This is a genomic window from Microbulbifer variabilis (assembly GCF_056232115.1).
On record NZ_CP174325.1, the window covers coordinates 4,687,872 to 4,709,137 of the forward strand.

Genomic DNA, 21,266 nt, shown 5'->3' on the forward strand with positions numbered 1-21,266 from the left:
AATGATACGGCTGAGAATATTATCTTAGAGCTAGTTGCAATACAATTAGCAGGCATCGACCAAAATTATGGAGAGTAATATGCCCGGGATAAAACCCTTCAGATGTATAAAGTTTTACCCACTTATACTTTTGACCTGTACAATAATTATACAGGGCTGTGCGGGGCAGGTTAATATACTGCCTGCTCTGGAAGAGAGCACTCCTATTAATGATCAAGAGGGTATCGTAGTCGCTCGGATCATCAATGCCTCAGGTAACCCCCTACCCTTTAATCAGCTTACAATCAACCCTGAAAACCTGAATGAGTCAAAGTCAATAAAGCCGGAGCGCCTCCTAGCCGCAAAGCCAAAATTAAATGGCACGACCGTATTTGCCTCCTATGTCAAACCTGGAAACTACTCTCTGAGTAGCATTCGAGCGTTTTACGCCAATGGTAATGGATGGTACAGCCGCTTTGTCAGTGCAAATGAAAAACTGGGAACCTTCTCCGTAAACCAGGGAGAGGTAACAGACCTCGGCACACTAATCTATTATCCGAAACCTCAAGGTGATAGGTATCTTGACCTCTTGATTCGAGCCCCAGAATCAGAGAAAGGTGAAGTGCTTACGAAATACTTCCCATTCCTTAAGTACAACCCCGAGGTACTTAATGGATGGCATGTTGATGAAAATGATGAGGAACGTGAATCAACGTATATATCTATTGCACAGAATCCTGTGACATACAATGAGCAGTATGTTTCGCCGGCCAATTCTATCTATTTTCTAGGCAAGATTGGTGTATTTATCAAGCGGACCTCTGAAGGAGAGTGGGAGCTTGATGCTGTTGACACTAATCATGAATTAACCGCCATTGCTCAAAATAAAAATGGTGACCTGGTGGTAGGGGGTAGTGAAGGAGCTCTTTTCTGGCGTCCAGCTTTTGGGGACTGGCTAGATATATCACTAGAGCACAACTCTCATGTAGAGCATTTAAGAATGCTTGATACAGGAGAAATCGAGATTTTGGTTGCTCGTGACTTTGAGCTAGATATTCTAAGAGGCGCCGTATCTGGTTCAGATGTACAATGGAGACTAATTAACCGCTATTCCACTAATTCGAGTAAAAGATGGGATCATAGATTAGAAGCTGAAATAAAAAACAAACAGGCTCACTCAAAAAAAATAGATCGCCACATATACAACACAACACTATTTGAACTCAATGGGCAGAACTATATAAATATCCGTAACCACTCAATCTACGAAAATACCATATTTGCGACAATCAATAGCGAAATTTTCATTTATAACCCCGACAATTGGATGATCGAAAGATCTGTTAATGACTTTGAATTTTCAGCAATTATTGATGCTGGTGCTGTTCAGCTAGGTATTGAAAAAGCTGGCTTTTGGTCATTGAGTGGAAAGCCAACCTATCATAAAATCGACCAAAATGGCGCTCAGAATAAAATAACAACCTATATCCGAAGCTGCCCGGATAATAAATCTCCAAAAAACTCATGTCGCAAAAAGAGCTTTACATTCCGATCCGTTCCCTGGTTCTCCAATAAAAATGATGCTATTGCTATTGTAAGCTTTGCGTTAAATAGCTTTTCTGATGGAACTCGTGATACTGAAGTCAAAATCCTAACCACCACCGATGGTGGGGAGAGCTGGGTGGCAACCGAAAATGAACCGCCGACAGACTATTGTACCTCTATAGTCCCTCAGATTGCCGACCGCCTGTTGGTATCCTGTGATGGTGCCAATGGGGACTTCTATGAGTCAACTGACTTTGGAGCCAATTGGCATCAGGTAAGACAACAGGATAATTTCTAGCAAAATATGGGTGAGCATTGGTATTTTATATGCTCACCCATATTAAGTTAAAAATAGCCTATATCGTGCATCACCCCTAAATACTATTGAATTAGTAATTTTTTATTTACACACTTCAATGGCTAGCCTGATTTGCACAAGGTTTCACTTTACCAGATGCCAAACTCCGCCCAAACTCCCACAGCAAATGATATGCTTAGCTCTAGAAAAGGAATACCGGCTGCAGGCCAATGCACTTCTATCCATAGTAATTCTGAATACCCATTGAAATCAGATTGCTTACTATTCCGCCCCTCTATCTCAGGAAATCTAATAGCGTACAGCGCCTCTTTAATAGTATTTTCCGTTCAGTACTAATGGCTGTATGAATAATTGGGCTTTTACTATCTGCGATAAAAATCCAAGGCACATTTAAGAGCATGTGAAATCTAAATATATAAAATATAAGGTACCTTTATATCTGTACAAGCACATAAGATTGCTACTACACCTTGAACAGATTAGTACTTTTTAAGCTGGAATAAATTACCCATTTCGTATGCTGAATAAATTTCCTGCATTGCTTCTTCGGTCACTTGATTGATCTTTTCGATCGTAGGGTTCAATCCAGTACCGTCCACAGTTGTTCGAAACGGTCGACTTGAAGGCTCCGTCTTCAGTAAGTTCAGAACCGCATCTGCAACTAATTGCGGACTGGGGGCATCCTCTGATTCATGGCCCTTCTCAGTACCGGCCCACATTTGCTCAGGGGCATCTGCATATTCACCATAACTCGCAGCCACTTCTTTATCACTTGCTCTTAACAGGTTTGAGCCAAAACCGGTTCCAAATCCGCCTGGTTGAACAATCAAAGATTGAATACCAAATTGCGCCAGCTCTACGCGATAATTCTCTGCCATTCCTTCTACCGCATGTTTGGTGGCATTATAAGAACCAAGAAAAGGTAATACGAACTTGCCTAAAATGCTTGATATTTGAATGAGAGTTCCACTGCGGCGTTGTTTCATCTGCGGCAACACTGCACGTATTAAACGCTGAACGCCAAAAACATTGATATCAAAAAGTTTTTAAAGTCCTCGATGGTAAAGCTCTCCTGCCACCCGAGCGTACCGACTCCCGCGTTATTAATTAATATATCAATTGGACCGACTTCTTTAGTTGCTTGAGCAATACCATTGGCGACGCTCTCATCATCGGTTACATCAATATCGACGACAACGATACCTTTAGCAATAAGCTCATTGGCTACAGAAGCATTGCGGCCACTTGGATCTCGCATGGTGCCGATTACTTTATAGCCATTATTTGCAAGTGTATTGGCAATGAGATAACCGAAACCACTATTTGAACCAGTAATAAGCGCTGTTTGAGTCATGATTGTCTCCTTAAATTTTTCATCACATCAGCTGCCGCAAAGATTAAAACTTGTACGCGCATCAATGGAATTAATTTTATGCATATAGTACTGAACAAAAACAATAGCTAAAAAACCAGTACGCAAAAGGCTTTATAAGCCACCCCTATTGATCAGATATTCAATCAGGGAGTTTTTAAAAAAATAAGAAAAAAGGACTTCAGCACAAAGAGCCGGATTGGTTATCTATCAGCTCTTTTGTCTAGTTTTTAGTAAGCAAATAGACAGACATATCGTGCCGAATAAGAGAAACATACGAAATTTTTGAAAAACCAGTCTAAGGAATGAAAACCTTAAAAGCAGTTATCTAGTACCATACAGGTATAGGACTTAAACAATTACAAAATTGAATTAAATCCTACCTGCATTCCATTTAGATAATTCTGATTATATTTCCTACTAGGAAAATAGTATTCTCACTGTTTACCCATCTCCGCCTCAAATGCCTCGCGGTAATCGGGATGCCAACGAGAGAGTGGTGGGCGATTGTTAATGATATCCCCCATAGCCCATCTCATACGTTTAACATCAGTTTCACGATCTACGTCATTATCTGGGCAAAGAATGTAAAAATCACCACGCTCGACGCTCTCCAACATAAAACTAACCACTTGATCTGCAGTCCATGCGCCATCAGGTTTACTAGAGCTACCAGTCATACCCGTGTAAGTGAAACCGGGAATTAATAAGTGGGATGAGACCTGACTTCCAGGTGTATTTCGAATAGAGTGCTGTAACGCCTCCGCAGTGGCTTTTACCGCAGCTTTACTGACGTTGTAAGCCGGATTTCCTGGTGGAGTGGTAATTCCCTGCTTAGATCCGGTTGTAACGATAACCGATGGGCTGCTTTGACTTATCATTTCGGGAGCAAATGCATGAATACAATGAATGACCCCCCAAAGGTTGGTATTGATGATCTTATTCCAACCATCTAAGTTCTCCCAGCTTCCATTTTTAACAGCAGTGCCTGCATTGTTAAAAAGAAAATCAATACGGCCGTATTCTTTTTTAACTTTATCTTTGAGTGCCAGTACCGAGCTAAAATCACTTACATCGGTTTCTACTATTAAAGTGTCACTTGGTAAAACGCGCTTGGCTTCTTCCAATTTTTCTTTGTTAACATCAGCTAAACAAATCTTCATCCCTATTTTTGATAGGGCCTTTGCGGCTGCAAAACCTATTCCACTGGCACCACCAGTAATAACTGCGACATTATTCGGCTGAAAGATAGTAGATGTGCTCATAGGGATTCCTGGATTATCGTCAACGGTACTCAAAGGTATAAAATAGAGTTTGTAAAATACGGCATTTATACCGCCCCTTCAGGCATAGGCTATTTACCGAAATCATTCTTTATAGCCTTGAGATTCTTATTGAAGCTTTGCCTGAAGAAGCCTGTTACTAAAATAGACTACTATTTCATCAATTTTAGAAGTTCTTGAGCAACAGCAATGGAGGATTTGTTGTTCTGGCCTGTTACCAGTTCACGATCAACAACTACATGCGGCTGCCAATCTTCTTTGCTACGGGAATAATTACCGCCCGCATTGGTGAGTGCATTTTGAGGCCAGTAGAACAGCTCATCACCACCCAGGTAGTATTGAGTAGCCACAGCTTCTTCTGAGTTACTAAAAGAGGTCATTTTGTAGCCGTCATACACCCACCCTTTGGCAGCTTTAGCTTTCTTACCGGCTTTCATTTGGGCTTCAAATTCAGAGCTGTTAGGCAATGCGGACAGCAGCGCAACTGGGCCGTGACACACTAAACCGGTAGGCTTGGACTCGGCGTTAAAATGTCGTAAGAAGCTACCCAGTTGATCATTGGATACCAAGTCACCTAAAGGTGCATGACCTCCCGGCACAAACAGCGCATCAAAATTCTCTATCCCGATTTGCTCTATACGCGCAAAGCTGACTACTGGACTGTGATCTTTGTCAGTCAGCATAAGCTGGTTGAATAAAGCTCTATGGGCATTGTAGTTTTCTTGACTGGTATCCAAGAAATGGTCAGGCGCATCCGAAACCGGATCCAGTGTCGGCGCCAGCCCCATCGGGGTGGCAAATGTTATTGTGTGACCAGCTTCCATCATCAATTTGACCGGTTCCATAAGCTCATTCAAATAGAAGCCCGTTTTGTAGTCACTGCCACCCTTCAGCTTCATTTTCGATACGTCTGACATCACAACCAGAACGTTGTCTGCCATCGCCAGTGGGCTCACCAGCAATGCTGCCATCGCAAGCAGTTTCTTCAAGCTCATAATCACTTCCTCGAAATTGGGGTTGAAACAATTGAAGTGGCGGCAGAATAGGACCTTAGGGTTTATTACTGAAATTAATTAATTTAATATAGCTATGAACATAACTAATAGCCGAGACCGGTTAGAATGAGCAATATTTCGGACATTGAGCTAAGCCAACTTAGGCTCCTGCAGATTATTTTTGAGACCCGAAATCTAACCCGAGCAGGCGAGCGTGCAGGGCTAACGCAATCTGCGGTAAGCCATACGCTGAAGAAACTCCGCCATAGCTTTAATGACTCACTGGTCATAAGACAGGGTAATCAACTGGTGCTGACTCCAAGAGCTGAGTCCCTACAAACACCGCTAAATCGCTGGTTAAATGACTTTGAGCGGAATATTTTAAATCAAGAAGAATTCAACCCTGCAAGTACCCAGCACACTTTTTATATCGCAACGAGCGACCTGGTGGAGCAGAGTATCGCTCCCCCTCTAATAGCATCACTTCAAAAAGACGCCCCGAGAATCCAGATTATTTTTATAAAGTTAGATAAGCACAGGATCGCCAACCAAATTGAGAGCGGTGAAGCGGATCTCTCTATCAGTGTTATGGAATCAAATCATCCAAGCCTGGTGGTAAAAACTTTGTATAAAGATGATTTCGTCTCCGCGGTACGAGATGAGCATCCATTTTTGAGAGACAAAAAAAATATTCATAATTTTTGTCGATATCCGCATATTATGGCAGGCACAGGGAGAGATAATCGCGGAACGGTTGACAAGGCACTAGAAGAAATTGGCTTGTCCAGAAATGTTCAATTTAAAGTAGCAAATTTTTCCAGTGCGCCCTACATTGTAGAATGTAGTGATGGAATCCTCACCGCGCCAAGAAAATTTATCCAGTCTATTGCCGGAAAATTCAATATTGTGCATTTTACTCCGCCGGTCAGCCTTCCCCAATACTCTATGAAAGCCTATTGGAGCTTAAAAAATAAGGATGATCCGGCAAATAAATGGCTAAGGGAAAAGATTGCGAAAGTTGCTCGTATTGAGTACTAGTTTTAAATGAGTTTGGTTTGAACTACTTTATTAAATACATCAGGTATCGAAATTTATCACGTATGGCTACAATCAGTGAAACCTCTAAAATATTTATTTATAAATTAATATCGTTATCAAGAGCCCGCCGAGAACCTTTTGGCGGCCCCCACCTTACGCACACATCATCTTTCTCCAGGGTACCTTTCAGAACATCACACCTGATTTTAGGGGTCCTTATTTGCTGTCTACACTTCTCTAATGACATATCCGGATAGGAACCTCGACAGTATTCAGCAAGTAACTCACTTGCTTTTTCCGGTCTAGTAAAATAGGTGATACTGATTATCAGTAACACTACTACCACCACAATTTTCATTAATTTGACCTTGTGCATAGATTCGGAGCACCCACAAAACTCGTAGCTATAAGCGCCATAAATATTGACACAGCATAGACTGCAAAATCAAATGCTGCACAAATATACACATTTATATAATTAATGCCTTTGCCTCGTAGCGCTCAGATCTCTTTGAGCACGATACCCTATTATCATTGCACCTCTCGCTATGCAAAATGGGAATTCCTGTGTGATACAGATATGGAATTTAGCATTGACGATGAGTATCGTCGCGAGTAAATTGAGTCCAGGATACATAATCCGACTTCAATTACCTAAAACCACAAGGTTCGAACCCCAAGTATACCTTTCAGTTTTTCACTGCCGATTAGCCCTAAATTGATAATAAATATCTACCGATACTGTACTGGTACCAATAATCTTATTAGTACCTATCTCCAATTTTTAGGTGTCCTGAATTCACCGCCAACAAATTACGCTAAAAATATACACCACTTATCCCTCTATTAATTCAACTCACCTTAAAACTAACGACCAGATTCAAATTATACAAATAGAAACTCAACACCATTAATCATCTAAAAACTACTATCACCAATAAGACGGCAAATTACATCAAATTACAAAAACCACAAAACGTACACTTCCCCAAAAATAGTATTAAACCTATTGACGCAGTGATATTTCCAAATATACCATCAGTGGCGCTACCAATACTTAAATAAAAATTAATTTCCTTACGTTGAGTTGTGCAGATAACTTCACACCCAACTCAATAAGCTCACACAGGCTTTCCTGTTGTAGAGGCAAAAGGATATCAAGGTATTTGGTACAATTTATCTTGAAGGACACTCACACAAAACCTTGGCTAAGAGCCACTTAAAAATGAAAAAATTCCTATTATTGGGTCTTGCAGCTTTAGCTGCGAATGTTCAAGCTGATGCTGTAGTTGGTCCAGTAGCTAGAATCTATGTTCATGACAACATCGTCAACTTCCGATTAAAAGATGATGCCTGTAAATTAGAGAGTACCGTAGGAAATACCTATTGGCGTTTCAGCTTGGACTCTCAACCGGAAACGGCGAAAGCTTGGTATGCCATGCTATTAAATGCGGCCACTACTGGAAAGAGCGTTAAGCTTGGGGTTCCATCATGTGACCCGGAAAACCATCAGTATATTAGATATGTGTACCAGGACTATTAGGGAGCACCTTAATTTTGGTACCACCAACTGCCAGAACAGCTTTAGTAAGTAACCAAGATGCTTCTGGAACTTTAGGGTTTGGTGAGGAATGCTTCACCAAACTCTTGCTGAATATTGAAATCAGCAGAACCATTGTGAAGCATCAATCACTAAATTAGATTGGTGCAAACCACAAAATTCTATCCAAAAGTTGCCTTTCATATTGGCGCATTTACAGAAAAGGGGAAGGTATCCTTGATTATAGGATATGCATTGCCAATAGTTACCTGGAATCTTCCGGCACAATGCCCGGGTTAAATTGTAAATATATCTACTCAGTGGAACCAATGTTGGGCGGCGACTAGCTTCGCATTTGCGAATACATAAACGATAGGGAAGCAATAATGAATATAAATGCAATACTAGGGATAGTCTCTTTCGGTGCGCTGGTCACCGCGGGATCATTCTCATTTGCCGAAGACAGCCATTCATCAATGATGAATGAAATCCCCCCTCCTCCAGATGCAGTTATCAGTGAATCCATTTGTGGACCCACTACTGACTGGCAAGATGTTGAGAGCTATAACGGAACGCTTGGGCCAACCATAGACTTCGTTAACACGCATCAAGGTGCTGTCGGACATATTCGATGGAACAATAACCTTAATGCGCTATATAACAACCCAGGAAATGTCAATGACGTTAGGTGGTGTACGGGTACATTACTAACCAACAATTTGTTTTTAACCGCCGGGCACTGCTTCGATCAGCAAACCAATGACGGGCGCGGATGGGATGCTCCTATTGACAATACCACAGGGCGGACAATTACATCCGCACAACATGCTACAAATATGCATGTTGAATTTAATTATCAATATGATGCAAATGGCACATTGAGATCCATAGTATCGTTTGACATTGTTGACTTGGTAGAATATAGACACGGTGGTTTAGACTATGCAGTAGTCCAGCTAGCAGGCAACCCTAACTCTCAATTTCCATCTGCCTCGTTATCTGCCGACATTCCAAATCTGAATGACCAATTAACAATTATCCAACATCCCGCAGGAATTCCAAAGGTAATTGACGCCGGCCAATATGACGGCGTAGAGTCGAGTGGCGGCTTGGTCGGCTATATGCGCTACGCAAACTTGGACACAACAGGAGGGAGCTCCGGCTCCGGCGTGTTAGATGATTCCGGTCACCTGATTGGTGTACATACCAATGCAGGTTGTACGTCAACGGGCGGTGCCAATCACGGCGTTTTAAATTCCGATATTGAATTGGTCTCTACAGAGGTAGCTATTCGTATTGATAACGATAATGATGGCTTGTCCAATTGGCATGAGCGTCAAATCGGTACGAATGTAAACCTGACTGATACAGACGGTGATGGAATTGATGATAAATGGGAATATGACAATGGCCTTAATCCATTATCTGTAAATGACGCATGGTATGATCCAGATAATGATGGATATACCAACCTTCAGGAGTATGAAGAGGGTACTGATCCAAATGATCCATCATCCAATCCGCAAACCAAATTTGCAGCTATTTTAATACCAATAGTCAGTCTTCTATTAAATTAAAAAAAGAGCCTGCCAATGCCAGTAATTAGCCCACTGGCATTGGTGAGCAAAAGCTGTCTAGCAAAAAATCCAAAACTTGCTGTCAGTTATGAAGTGTAATACCCAAACCTTGTATGACACTTGAATCATAAATCATTGAAGCATTTGACAAATAAATTTGTGGGCATCAAGCACACATCGTCTATTCATAAACAGGCAGATTTTACCTGACATACATATATTCCTTTTGCCAATCGCAATCGAAGTTACTCTAACATGAACTAAGATACCGACCTTTTCCACTGTGAGACCTCGTCAAAAAATTAGTCGCACTTATTGATAAAAATTAGACACTGGCATTGATCCATAGGTACTCTTACTCTCCTATTCAGTCTTCGACAAAACTTCTAGTGATTCCATTTAAAACTTCTCCAACTGGTCAAGAAGAGGGCCTATACCAGATTTCCTTTCAATATAGTGACCCAGTAGAAGATATATTAAGTACTGCACAGAAAAGTAAATAAAGGGAACTAGAATGGTCCCCCAATTTTGCCTTTTCAACATTGTGAAGTGGTCCACAAGTTCCCACATTGCATTCGATTTAAATAATGTATCTTTGAGCAGACTATGGATAAGCTATTTAGCAAGAAAATTTTGGCACTGACACTTACTATCGTATTGGCTTCATGCGGTGGCGGTGGGGGCTCCTCTTCGGATTCCGATCCATCCCCATCCACAGGGGGAGATGGTAGTGGCCAGGGCTCCGGGGGTAGCACAGGTGGCAGTGGTACGGGCGGCAGCGGATCAGGTAGCACTACACCACTTCCAGACAATGAACCCGGCACAGTGACTGTTGGCGATATTGAAACTGCAGACTTGGGATTTGCCCGAATTACTTCTCGGGATATCACCCTACCGAATGGCCAACCCAATGCTCAAGAGGTTCACGGGCTCCCACACTATATTGCCAGGACAGACAGCACCCAGGACGACACCCTAAAGTCGGTCCCCATGCGAACTTACACGGCTGCCTGCGCAACTGACACTGATAAACCTCGGATATTTGTTTCCAAGACCCTAAGCGAGGGTAGTGGAGATGATGAAGTCACTTATGGCACGGTTTATGAGCTGCAATATAACCCAGAGACTTCAAGCTTCGATCAAACCGGTAACACAACGATACTAAAACAATGCTACGAGTCGCATGGAATTGCGGCCAGCTCAGATTGCTCCCGGGTTGCGGTCTTGTGCAACACTGAATACCAGGCAAACAAGCGTTATGAGGTTCAGGGTGACTTGGTAGAGCAATACGGCAGCGATTGGATGAAAATGGAGGACAATATCAGCCCTATTGATGCCCGTATTGAAAGGGACATCGGCCTGATGATATCAACCAATCATAGTCAGTACATCGGCTACTTTACTGATCACCCAACCCTAACATTTGAGGACTTCCTCCCTGGGCTTAAAGCCAATTTCCCTGAGACCGATTTTGGTGATTCTCCATCCTTTAAGACAATTAAAGGAAATGAGATGCAAGAGGAGATGGCTTATATCGTCGATCAGCTCTCTGAAGCCGACTATAACGCGATGGTCGAGTACATTCGTGAGAGGGGCTATAAATATAACGACCAGATCTGGCTAATGGAGTGGGACAATCAACCGCTCAGTGAAAAGCCCGCAGCCTATGTTGTAAACAAGATGCACGGTGGTGGCCATGCCGGAGCCCAGGAGCTTATCTATGTGGATAATGATAGCCAAGGCCGTACCAGCTATGCGTTCTCCGTGACAGCGCGAGTTTTTGACGGCAGCTATGGTGGCTCCCACTATTCTGCAGGAATGACCGTCATTGATCGGGATAACTGGTCCCTAAACATGAGTGGCAGCAATAATAGGGGTTGGTATTGGCTTTGTGGCTATGGCCATGTATTAAATATCCGGGCTTTCTATAACCCAGACAATGAAAAATATGGAGCAATTTGTACCAGCGATGGCGGCAAATATAATCAGTCTCGCGGGTTAAACACTATTGCTATCAAAATGGAGGATACTTCCTCAACCAGTAGATTTGAAGGAAATTACAATTACCTGGTCCCGTCCGACAATGCATTCTTCTCCAATGGAGGTGGGCACACGGTAGTTCCGGTTGATGAAGATACAAATCTATCGCTTATCGTCTCCCCCAAGTATATCGATGACGAGGAAATGAATAGCTTCCTTCAAAGCAAATACGGCATTGATACAAGTAGTGGAGGCCCCTTTGATGAGCAATGTTCAGATAGTACGAATTGCTTTTTCTCATATATGTCAAGCAGCGCCAACCCAACCATCTCCAGACAGGGCCTACGCGGAGGCGATGCCTTGGACGCCTCTTCTTTAACCCGTATTGGCATCGCCAAAGTCGATGGTAACGGCAGTATCGAGGGGCAAGGCTTCAAATGGCTGGTAGAGGAGCCCGACTGTCAAATCAGTGACCCTCAACTTATCGATTTGAAAAATGGTCGCTACCTGTTTGGCTACGCACAATTTCAGTGTATCTCCGACAACCTGTCATACAACCGAAGTTCAGCCAAGAATGGCGCAATGCGTATGCTGGTCCCTAAAGCCTATTATGTTATGGAGATTGACGCAGACCTGAATGTGTTAGAAGGGCCAGTAAAACTGACTAAATATGGTTGGGGTGGCCTAGATGAACCCACTTTCCTTGGTAACGGTAAAGTAGCCTGGTCATACATCAAGAACCCTACCTATGACAACTACGGTGGCGGCAAGCAAAATGTTTGGCAAGCGATGATTTACCACTCAAACAGCATTAATTAATTCAGCCATAGAGAAATCACTAACAACTTAAAAATGGAGAGCCTCGCTCTCCATTTTTAATAAATACATCTAAGTGGATTACGAATAGTTAAGGTTAATATTCTACAACAGAAGAAAATGCTTGGTACTGACTCAAGAATACATCTCCAGATAACTTCTGCAGAAAACTACTCCTCTCCAGGCAATCCATCACTGGCCCCTTAACTTCCGACAGATGCAGTTGAATGTCTCTATCCAGTAGATTGCCATTGATAGACTCCAATACCTCCAAGGCACTCCAATCTATTTCATTCACCGCACTACACATCAATATCACATGCTTCACTTGAGGATTACTGGCGAGGCCTGCATAGATACGTTCTTCTAAAACGCCAATATTAGAGAAGATCAACCGCCCATCTACACGGAAGCTAAGAATCTCAGGAACAGTTTTTACCTGGTGCCTATGAATATTGCGGAAGTGTTCCGTACCCTCCACCAGTCCAACTTCCGCAATATGCGGCTTAGAGGCTCGATAAATAAATAACAGCAGCGAAGCACCTACCCCGCAGGCAACGCCGGGCTCTACTCCAAACAGCAGTGTAACGGCGATGGTCAGGGTTACTGCTAGAAAGTCCGCCTTAGCAAAATGCCAGGTTTTACGCAGGATAGAAAAATCCACCAGCGAGAGAACTGCAACAATAATCGTAGCAGCCAGAGTGGTTTTGGGGAGATAGTAAAGAAACGGGGTTAAGAAGAGTGCGGCCAGGGCAATGCCCACCGCGGTAAAGATGCTGGCGAATTGCGTTTGCGCACCGGCTGCGTCATTCACCACAGAGCGGGAGAAGCCTCCACTCACAGGAAATCCGCCAGAGAGACCAGCCCCCACATTGGCCATACCGAGGGCAACCAATTCCTGATTGGTATCAATTCTCTGCCTGCGCTTAGCCGCTAGGGTTTTGGCAACAGATACAGACTCCACATAGCCAATAATGGCGATCATTAATGCCGGCACCAGTAAAGTCTCAAGTAACGGCAACGATATTTTGGGCACGGTCAGCGATGGTAAACCTGCAGGAATAAGACCTACCAAGGCTACTTGCCGCACTTCAAAGTCCATCCAAAATGACAAACCAATCGTTGCCAACACCCCCAATACTGGAGCAGCTTTAGATAGGAGTTCGGCAGTGCCCGATGATAAACCAAAGGTTTTCAGCAGTGTTGCCCCATAAGCTCGCGCCCAATATAGAAACAGCACGACTCCCAAGCCGGTTATTAAAGCCAGATTATTAACTGCACTTAAATTTTCCCATAGGGAGACAAGCAATTCGGGCGCAGTATCACCACTGGCAGATATACCCAGCAGATGCCGCAACTGGCTAAGTGCTATCAATAAAGCAGAGGCAGTGATAAAACCAGATATCACTGGGTGGGAGAGAAAGTTAGCGAGCATACCAAGGCGCAAAGCACCCAGTACTGCGAGGATAGCTCCAGATAAAAGCGCAAGAGCGGCAGCGGCACTCAGGTAGTCCACAGCACCTGACGCTGTAACTTCTCCTAATGCGGCAGCACTCATCAGGGAAACCACAGCAACCGGCCCCACCGACAGAGTATTGCTAGTGCCAAAAACACCGTAGACGATAAGGGGCACCATACTGGCATAGAGCCCTACTTCAGCTGGCAGACCGGCGAGTAGAGCGTAAGCAAGAGACTGTGGAATCAACAGTACTGTAACAATTGCTGCAGCCAAAAGATCCCGAATGAGGGTGTCCCGATCATAAAACGTAAGGGTATTGAGAATAGGAAACCATCTGGAAAACTGCTGCTTGGCCATCATTTACTGCTCACATTTTTCTCTATCCACGGCCCCCTTATACGCAGGACTCAAGAAAGATAAGAGACGGCACCAGTTTGTACCGCCATAGAGAATAGTTAATCACCAGCAGCCAGAATTGACTGCTGAAAAATATATGAGATTAAGGTTCGATTGTGACCAGTACTGCACTAATATCAAAACCCGCCCCTTGAGCCTGGGAGTGCAGTTGCTTTTTATCTGCACCCATCAGGATTTTGGCCCCCGCCCAAACCTGGCTGGAGCGGTTTCCGGTTCGGCAAAATGCATGCACTTTACTTCCCTCTTGCAGCACATTGCGAAAGGCCTCGCAGTGCTCTCGCATCATACGCCCACGGGTAAAGGGAATTGCCACAAACTTAATTCCAGCTTCTTCCGCTGCAAGCTTCATATCGGCATAGCTGGGATGCGCTTCACTCTCCCCTTCCGGGCAGTTACAAACCACAACCTGTATACCATTCTGCGCCAAGGGCGCCAAAGCGTCACAGGTGATATGTTCGGAAACGCTGACCTGGTCATCCAGTTTTTTAATGTTCATGTTCGCCTCAAAATTGATTTAATCCAATCCTCTGGGGACACTTTAACAAATAGCTAAAGCTGATTTAGCGGAACCTTTAAATAGACAGTACCATTGGATTCTGCCGGAGGCATTTGTCCCGCGCGGATATTTACCTGCACAGAGGGGATAATCAGCTTCGGCATATTCAGGCTGGCATCGCGCTTTTTGCGAATTTCTACAAACTCTTCTTCGCTGACACCATCGCGCAAGTGGATATTTTCCCGGCGCTGAATCCCTACGCTGGTTTCAAACTGGTAATCCCGCTTGCCTTTGGGTGGATAGTCATGGCACATAAACATGCGGGTTTCTTCTGGCAGGGACAATATCTTGCGTGCAGACTGATATAACTGCGTGGCATCACCGCCGGGAAAATCGCAGCGGGCGCTGCCCACATCCGGCATAAACAGGGTATCTCCCACAAACAGGGCGTCCCCGATTAACCAAACCATATCTGCCGGGGTGTGCCCAGGGCTGTACATCACTCGCGCTTCCAGCGCTCCCACCTTAAAGGTGTCGTCATCTTTAAAGAGATGATCAAACTGGCTGCCGTCTGCGAGGAACTCCCGTTCCAGGTTAAAGACATCGCGAAAGATTTTCTGCACCTGGCAAATCTGGTCACCGATAGCGATACGCCCACCCAGCTGCTCCCTCAGAAAGGGGGCCGCTGAAAGGTGATCCGCATGGGCGTGGGTTTCCAATATCCATTCCAGGGTCAGCCGCTTGTCGCGAATAAACGACACAATCTCTTCTGCCCCCTGGCTACCGGTTCGCCCGGAGGCAACATCAAAGTTGAGCACAGCATCCACCACTGCGGCGGAGCCCCCCTCCTTGTCGTATACCACATAGCTCCAGGTTTCGGTGTCCCGATCAAGGAACGGCTTTACCTGAGCGACTTGCTTCTCTTGGTGCATTTCATGCCCTCCAGCACTCACTATGCTATCAATATACATTCTGATAATATATAAAACAATATATTGTTATTTTGTAAATTGTTCATAGGCTCAGCGCTATGCCAGACCCCAATAATCTCGACTTCGACAAGATGCGCGAATCCGCCGGCCAGGCTGCGGCCATGCTGCGCTCGTTGGCCAATCAGGACCGCCTGATCCTGCTCTGCCAGCTGAGCCAGGAAGAACTAAATGTAGGCGAACTTGAGGAAAGACTGGGAATTCGCCAACCCAGCCTGTCCCAACAGCTGGGCATTTTGCGCCGCGAAGGGCTGGTGGCCACCCGCCGCGAGGGCAAACACGTGTATTACCGGGTAGCTGACCAGCGAGTTCTCACCCTGCTGCAAACCCTATACCAACTTTATTGTGCGGAGTAGACCCATGACTATCGATTGGACGGCCTTTACCCCCACTACCGCTTTCGCTGGCGGTGCACTCATTGGGCTCGCAAGCGCCCTTTTACTGCTTTTCAATGGTCGCATTGCCGGTATTTCTGGAATTATTGGCGGCCTATTGGAAAGGGGGACAGGTATTGGTTGGCGTTTGGCATTTATTGCCGGGATGCTTATCGCCCCCCTCTCCTGGCAACTTTTTTCTGCCCTACCCCCAATAAAAATTGATGCGGGTTACTCAACCCTGATTGTCGCCGGACTGTTAGTAGGGTTTGGCACCCGCTATGGCTCCGGCTGCACCAGCGGCCACGGTGTTTGCGGGCTGTCCCGCCTGTCTCTTCGCTCACTGGTTGCCACGCTGGTGTTTATGGGTGCGGGCTTTGCCACCGTATATGTTTTGCGCCACTTACTGGCAGCCTGATGGAGGGAATGACAGTGAAATCCAGAATAATCGCACTAATGGCCGGATTGATTTTTGGACTGGGCCTGATGCTCTCAGGCATGGCAAACCCGGAGAAAGTACTGGGATTCTTAGACCTGGCCGGAGCCTGGGACCCATCCCTGGCGCTGGTGATGATCGGTGCAATTACCGTTGGGCTGCCAGCCTTTCAGCTAGTAAAGGGACGCAGCCGTTCTCTCCTTAAAGAGCCCCTGCAGCTACCTACCAGTGCCGATATTGATCGCCCCCTGGTAATCGGCGGCCTGCTGTTTGGCGTGGGCTGGGGGTTGGCAGGCTTTTGCCCTGGCCCAGCGATTGTGGCCACAGGTGCCGGCCAGGAAAAGGCCCTGGTTTTTACGCTGGCAATGCTCACCGGCATGGGTATTTTCCAGTTCGGCGCCCGTAAAACTGTCGCAGCCCAGAGCTAACCCCGCGCTTTAACCACTAGCGCGGCACAAGCCAACTATCTTGTTGAAGCAGGCCAATCTTCAGCAGGCAAGGGAATGCGAGCTCACCACCTTATCCCACCCTGGTTAAAGCGCTACCAGCCCAAGTGGCTGGTAGGCGATGCCGTGGGCGCGCTCCTGGCCAGCATGATGCTGATACCCCAGGCACTGGCCTATGCAGCACTTGCCGGCCTGCCGCCTTACCTGGGCCTTTATGCTGGGCTACTACCCCTGGTTGGCTACGCAATATTTGGCTCAAGCTCTGTACTGTCCGTCGGTCCGGTAGCCGTTCTGGCTCTGATGACTGCCTCAGCCCTCACCCCCATCGCCACCCCAGGTAGCGAGGAATATATAAACGGCGCCATCCTCCTGGCCCTGCTGAGCGGGATCATTTTGCTAATAATGGGATTACTGGGCCTTGGCAGCCTGTCCAATTTATTGAGCCTGCCGGTGGTGGATGGCTTTGTCTCCGGCGCAGCAATATTGATTATGGTGGGGCAGATTGCACCGCTGCTGGGTATTCAGGGTGAGGGGCACACCGCTCTGGAGATTCTGGTAAGCACTCTCAGTAATTCCCCTATGACAGATCCGGAAGCCGCCTTGCTGGGAATTGTGGCCCTGGCCAGCCTGATTGCAGCGCGCCTGGGATTGCCATTTCTGTTGCGCAAAATGGGGGCCAGCCCACCGCGGGCAAAACTGCTCTCGCGACTGGCACCTATGCTGATCGTCCTGATATCGGTCCTGCTCACCACCATCTTTCATTGGGAAAAAGAGCTGCCGGTGGTTGGCGTGATTCCCGCGGGCTTACCGGCCCTAAAGGTGCCCTCTTTTAATCTGGGCATGGTTTACGAACTACTGTTGCCGGCATTGATTATTGCCCTGCTCGGTTTTGTCGAGAGCCTCTCAGTAGCCCACAGTATCGCCCTGCGCCGGGGAGAAAAACTCAACCCCAACGCCGAGTTGCGCGGCCTGGGCACTTCGAATCTTTTCAGCGCTTTTTCCGGAGGCTTTGCAGTAACCGGCAGTTTTGCACGTACTGCCGTTAATGATGAAGCCGGCGCGAAAACCCCGCTCAGCGGGATTATTGCAGCGATAGTGATCGCACTGGTATTGCTGTATGCCACCAAGGTTTTTACCGAACTGCCGATCTGCGTACTGGCCGCCACAATAATAGTGGCGGCGGCAAACCTGATAGATGTCCGCGCAATGGCCCACCACTGGCGCTACGACCGCACCGACGGCCTTGCCATGGGCGGTACTTTCTTGGGGGTACTCTTGTTTGGGGTGGAGGCCGGGATTGGCCTGGGTGTAGGACTCTCTTTCGCTACCCTGATCTGGCGCACAAGCCGGCCTCATATTGCCGTGGTGGGACGGGTTCCCGGCACTGAGCAGTTTCGCAATGTGCTACGCCACACAGTGAAAACCCTGCCGGATATCCTCTTCCTGCGCATCGATGAGAACCTGTTCTTCAGCAATATCAGTGCAGTCGAAGAGCGTCTGTTGGTGGAGGTCAAGCGCCACCCCAACCTGCACGACCTGGTGCTGATTCTCTCTTCGGTCAACCGTATTGACAGCACTGCCATCGAGCGTCTGCAACAAATCAATCGCGACCTGCTGGAGCGTAATATCTGCCTGCACCTGGCAGAAGTGAAAGGGCCAGTACTGGACCGACTGGGGCGCTCCAAGCTATTGCAGGAGTTGAGCGGCAGGGTGTTCCTGTCCTCTTATATTGCTGAATTGGCCCTGCGCCACCATAAGATCGATGACGACAATCAAGCTGCCGGGCCCAACCCTCCCGCTGATCCTGCCTGAACCGAAATCCCCCATAAACTTGTAAGCGCCGGCCCTACACTGGCAAAATATCCAGTATTTGGGCGAAGCACACGATGGGCGGCAATACTCTCACCACTGAGCAACAGGCAATTGCAGATCACGCCGGTGGTCATGCCAAAATTATTGCCGTTGCCGGCTCTGGCAAAACCACTGCCCTGCTGCACTATGTGAAAAACCGTCTGGATGCCGGTATTTCTCCTGAGCGACTGCTGGTATTGATGTATAACCGTAGTGCGCGGGAAGATTTCGATCGCCGTATGCGGCACCTTGCGGATGGACCTATTCCCTCGGTACACACTTTCCATAGTATGGGCTACCGCTTATACCAACGCATGATCGCCAATGATCATATTGCTGCGGCCAATCTCACCCCTCTCCCCCAATCCACTGTTCAACTGCAGATCTGGAAGGCGATTGAGGAATGTGCCCCCACCCACGAGCTGGAGGAAATCCGTGCGCGTAAGCAATCGGAGATCGAAGCTGCAGAATTTTTTATTGACTACACCAAGACCATTCTATCCGGGGACCTCAGCGCATTTCAGGAGCTGAAACTCGGCGATGAGTACATGTATTTCCTGCAGGTGTTTCGTACCTTCGAGACCTGGCGCCGTAGCCAAAATGCTGTTACTTACGCCGACCTGATTTACGATCCCGCCATGCTGCTCAGCCTCGATGAGCAGATGGCCGAACAATACGGTAGCTATTACGAAGATATCCTGGTGGATGAGTACCAGGATATCAACGAAATACAGCACTTTTTATTGCGCGTACTCTACGGAAAATCCGGCAACGTAATTGCCATTGGCGACCCGGACCAGACTATTTATGAATGGCGCGGCTCCAAGCCAGATTTCCTGCTCACATTTTTTGATGGCGATTTTCCGCCCTCAAATATTTATCACCTGAGCCGCACCTTCCGTTACGGCCACCAGCTATCCCTGGCGGCCAATCACTTTATCGAAAATAATCGCGAACGCGCCGATATATTCTGTGTTTCCGCCGATGAAGACCGGTATACAGAAATCGAACTGGTTAGAACCGATAAAGAAGGCCGCTGGCTGGTAGAGCATTTGCGCCGCTGCCAAAAGCATGGGCAGCCACTCAATGATATCGCCGTGCTAGTTCGCCTCTGGTCTATTGCGGCTCCCATTGAACTGGCATTGTTGGCCAACAATATTCCGTACAAATCTGCCAGCCGCAATACGGTGCTATCACGCCGCGAATTAAGGCCACTTTTTTGGAGTTTGAATATTGCCTCAGGCCGATTTGCCGAGCTGCCCGTCAAACGGCGTCAACAGGGGCTTTACGAGTGGCTAACTGCGCCCCATGTGCGTATTCCTCGCAAACTACTGGAGCCCATTTGCTCCTCCCTCGCCGCCCTGGATAAAGGCTGGGGCAAGCAGCTGGTACACCTGCTGCCGGAAGACCTGAGCAAGCCACAAACCAAACGCCTGCGCCAGCGCGCAGATCTGCTAACCCAAATTGAAAACTGGCGCGGCCATGCCGGTGAGCTGCTGCGAAGACATATCGGCGAACTGGAACTCCTCAGCGGAATTGCTGACGACGCCTTCACCCGCCAGCAGGGAGAAGAACGGCAGCAAACCATCCTCGCCTTCTGCCAATATTTGGACACACTCAAACAGCCGCCCATAGAAGCCCTTGCCCACCTTCAGGAGCTGCAGCGACAACACCGCGAAGGAGAGCAAACTGAGGCAGATGCCATCCAGATAACAACCATGCATCAGGCCAAGGGACTGGAGTGGGATCAGGTAATTATTCCCACTCTCACCCAGCACAATATGCCCTACCAGCCCCAACGGGATTTCAGCACCCCCGCCTCCCTGGAGAGTGAGCGCCGCCTGATGTATGTCGCCATAACCCGGGCAAAGTCAAAACTATTTCTGCTGGCACCGACAGAGGCAGCCAATAAAAAAGACCCCGAAGCCTCCCAGCCTTCACTGTTTATCAGTGAAATGCAACTTCCCCTGAGCAAGTTGATGGCGGATTCACTGCGTCAACGCTCTGAACAGATAGATACTGATATCCCTGTCTCCCGCCAGGCCCTCCACTACCTGGAAGCCTGTGATTACAACCCCAATATCAGCGCCCCACGTGCGCCCATACGCAAACCGGAACCCGGCGAGGGCCTACGCCACCGCAAACTCGGCCATGGACGGGTGCTGAAATGGGAAGACCAGCGAATTGAAATACTGTTTAGTGACGGCAAACCGCGGCGCTTTGACTGGGAGACTTTGGCTCAGTATTTAATGTAGTAAATGCGATAAAGAAAAATCTCTATATCTGGAGCTGGGATATAGTTTTGCATCGATACTTAATGGTTTAGCGGTGAAATGCCTATCACTGGTGAAAAC

15 protein-coding genes and 1 pseudogene are annotated in these 21,266 nt (G+C 46.8%); 10 read left to right on the forward strand and 6 right to left on the reverse strand.

Annotation, left to right across the window (positions count from 1 at the left end):
• Positions 1-79: 79 nt before the first annotated feature.
• The gene (locus ACJJI7_RS21040) at positions 80-1,822 is read left to right on the forward strand and encodes a WD40/YVTN/BNR-like repeat-containing protein (protein WP_444901280.1); all 1,743 of its coding nucleotides are present in this window, start codon (positions 80-82) and stop codon (positions 1,820-1,822) included.
• A 500-nt stretch (positions 1,823-2,322) separates the two neighbouring features.
• Here ACJJI7_RS21040 and ACJJI7_RS21045 read toward each other — a convergent pair.
• From ACJJI7_RS21045 to ACJJI7_RS21055, 3 genes and pseudogenes are all read right to left on the reverse strand, one after another.
• A pseudogene (locus ACJJI7_RS21045) lies at positions 2,323-3,197 on the reverse strand (SDR family oxidoreductase).
• Positions 3,198-3,652: 455 nt separating this feature from the next.
• Positions 3,653-4,480, reverse strand: coding sequence for an SDR family oxidoreductase (locus tag ACJJI7_RS21050; protein WP_282953075.1), 828 nt, complete (start codon positions 4,478-4,480; stop codon positions 3,653-3,655).
• Positions 4,481-4,650: 170 nt separating this feature from the next.
• Positions 4,651-5,493, reverse strand: a complete 843-nt coding sequence (locus ACJJI7_RS21055) for a type 1 glutamine amidotransferase domain-containing protein (protein WP_282953074.1) — start codon at positions 5,491-5,493, stop codon at positions 4,651-4,653.
• A 126-nt stretch (positions 5,494-5,619) separates the two neighbouring features.
• Between ACJJI7_RS21055 and ACJJI7_RS21060 the strand changes: the two genes are divergently transcribed.
• The 4 genes from ACJJI7_RS21060 (at position 5,620) to ACJJI7_RS21075 (ending at position 12,447) form a co-directional block, all read left to right on the forward strand.
• Positions 5,620-6,531, forward strand: a complete 912-nt coding sequence (locus ACJJI7_RS21060; protein WP_282953073.1) for a LysR family transcriptional regulator — start codon at positions 5,620-5,622, stop codon at positions 6,529-6,531.
• A gap of 1,225 nt (positions 6,532-7,756) precedes the next feature.
• The gene (locus tag ACJJI7_RS21065; RefSeq protein ID WP_020413241.1) at positions 7,757-8,074 is read left to right on the forward strand and encodes a hypothetical protein; all 318 of its coding nucleotides are present in this window, start codon (positions 7,757-7,759) and stop codon (positions 8,072-8,074) included.
• Between the two features lie 383 nt (positions 8,075-8,457).
• Positions 8,458-9,648: a trypsin-like peptidase domain-containing protein gene (locus tag ACJJI7_RS21070; RefSeq protein ID WP_444901279.1), complete on the forward strand. Its 1,191-nt coding sequence runs from the start codon at positions 8,458-8,460 to the stop codon at positions 9,646-9,648.
• Positions 9,649-10,254: 606 nt separating this feature from the next.
• Positions 10,255-12,447 (forward strand): hypothetical protein, encoded by a 2,193-nt coding sequence (locus ACJJI7_RS21075; RefSeq protein ID WP_444901278.1) that lies wholly within the window; start codon positions 10,255-10,257, stop codon positions 12,445-12,447.
• A 94-nt stretch (positions 12,448-12,541) separates the two neighbouring features.
• Here the strand turns inward: ACJJI7_RS21075 and ACJJI7_RS21080 are convergent, their stop codons facing one another.
• The 3 genes from ACJJI7_RS21080 to ACJJI7_RS21090 form a co-directional block, all read right to left on the reverse strand.
• Positions 12,542-14,263, reverse strand: coding sequence for a SulP family inorganic anion transporter (locus tag ACJJI7_RS21080; RefSeq protein WP_020413244.1), 1,722 nt, complete (start codon positions 14,261-14,263; stop codon positions 12,542-12,544).
• Positions 14,264-14,402: 139 nt separating this feature from the next.
• Positions 14,403-14,816, reverse strand: coding sequence for a protein tyrosine phosphatase family protein (locus ACJJI7_RS21085; RefSeq protein WP_020413245.1), 414 nt, complete (start codon positions 14,814-14,816; stop codon positions 14,403-14,405).
• A 53-nt stretch (positions 14,817-14,869) separates the two neighbouring features.
• A complete protein-coding gene (locus ACJJI7_RS21090) occupies positions 14,870-15,748 on the reverse strand; it encodes an MBL fold metallo-hydrolase (RefSeq protein WP_020413246.1) in 879 nt (292 codons plus the stop codon).
• A 98-nt stretch (positions 15,749-15,846) separates the two neighbouring features.
• On the opposite strand from ACJJI7_RS21090, the gene ACJJI7_RS21095 reads away from it, so the two are divergent.
• From ACJJI7_RS21095 to ACJJI7_RS21115, 5 genes are all read left to right on the forward strand, one after another.
• Positions 15,847-16,161, forward strand: coding sequence for an ArsR/SmtB family transcription factor (locus ACJJI7_RS21095; protein WP_282953067.1), 315 nt, complete (start codon positions 15,847-15,849; stop codon positions 16,159-16,161).
• A gap of 4 nt (positions 16,162-16,165) precedes the next feature.
• On the forward strand, positions 16,166-16,597 hold the full coding sequence (locus tag ACJJI7_RS21100) for a YeeE/YedE family protein (protein ID WP_444901277.1): 432 nt from the start codon (positions 16,166-16,168) through the stop codon (positions 16,595-16,597).
• A gap of 8 nt (positions 16,598-16,605) precedes the next feature.
• Positions 16,606-17,043: a DUF6691 family protein gene (locus ACJJI7_RS21105; RefSeq protein ID WP_444901276.1), complete on the forward strand. Its 438-nt coding sequence runs from the start codon at positions 16,606-16,608 to the stop codon at positions 17,041-17,043.
• Between the two features lie 75 nt (positions 17,044-17,118).
• Complete coding sequence (locus ACJJI7_RS21110; protein ID WP_282953063.1) at positions 17,119-18,873, forward strand: SulP family inorganic anion transporter; 1,755 nt, start codon at positions 17,119-17,121, stop codon at positions 18,871-18,873.
• Between the two features lie 74 nt (positions 18,874-18,947).
• A complete protein-coding gene (locus ACJJI7_RS21115; RefSeq protein WP_444901275.1) occupies positions 18,948-21,167 on the forward strand; it encodes an ATP-dependent helicase in 2,220 nt (739 codons plus the stop codon).
• Positions 21,168-21,266: the final 99 nt, after the last annotated feature.

Excerpts from the sequence above, each read along its gene's own strand:
- ACJJI7_RS21080 (WP_020413244.1), bottom strand. The coding sequence starts at position 14,263 with ATGATGGCCAAGCAGCAGTTTTCCAGATGGTTTCCTATTCTCAATACC.
- ACJJI7_RS21060 (WP_282953073.1), top strand. The coding sequence starts at position 5,620 with ATGAGCAATATTTCGGACATTGAGCTAAGCCAACTTAGGCTCCTGCAG.
- ACJJI7_RS21090 (WP_020413246.1), bottom strand. The coding sequence starts at position 15,748 with ATGCACCAAGAGAAGCAAGTCGCTCAGGTAAAGCCGTTCCTTGATCGG.
- ACJJI7_RS21075 (WP_444901278.1), top strand. The coding sequence starts at position 10,255 with ATGGATAAGCTATTTAGCAAGAAAATTTTGGCACTGACACTTACTATC.
- ACJJI7_RS21115 (WP_444901275.1), top strand. The coding sequence starts at position 18,948 with ATGGGCGGCAATACTCTCACCACTGAGCAACAGGCAATTGCAGATCAC.
- ACJJI7_RS21105 (WP_444901276.1), top strand. The coding sequence starts at position 16,606 with ATGACAGTGAAATCCAGAATAATCGCACTAATGGCCGGATTGATTTTT.
- ACJJI7_RS21040 (WP_444901280.1), top strand. The coding sequence starts at position 80 with ATGCCCGGGATAAAACCCTTCAGATGTATAAAGTTTTACCCACTTATA.
- ACJJI7_RS21110 (WP_282953063.1), top strand. The coding sequence starts at position 17,119 with ATGCGAGCTCACCACCTTATCCCACCCTGGTTAAAGCGCTACCAGCCC.
- ACJJI7_RS21050 (WP_282953075.1), bottom strand. The coding sequence starts at position 4,480 with ATGAGCACATCTACTATCTTTCAGCCGAATAATGTCGCAGTTATTACT.
- ACJJI7_RS21065 (WP_020413241.1), top strand. The coding sequence starts at position 7,757 with ATGAAAAAATTCCTATTATTGGGTCTTGCAGCTTTAGCTGCGAATGTT.
- ACJJI7_RS21085 (WP_020413245.1), bottom strand. The coding sequence starts at position 14,816 with ATGAACATTAAAAAACTGGATGACCAGGTCAGCGTTTCCGAACATATC.
- ACJJI7_RS21070 (WP_444901279.1), top strand. The coding sequence starts at position 8,458 with ATGAATATAAATGCAATACTAGGGATAGTCTCTTTCGGTGCGCTGGTC.
- ACJJI7_RS21055 (WP_282953074.1), bottom strand. The coding sequence starts at position 5,493 with ATGAGCTTGAAGAAACTGCTTGCGATGGCAGCATTGCTGGTGAGCCCA.
- ACJJI7_RS21095 (WP_282953067.1), top strand. The coding sequence starts at position 15,847 with ATGCCAGACCCCAATAATCTCGACTTCGACAAGATGCGCGAATCCGCC.
- ACJJI7_RS21100 (WP_444901277.1), top strand. The coding sequence starts at position 16,166 with ATGACTATCGATTGGACGGCCTTTACCCCCACTACCGCTTTCGCTGGC.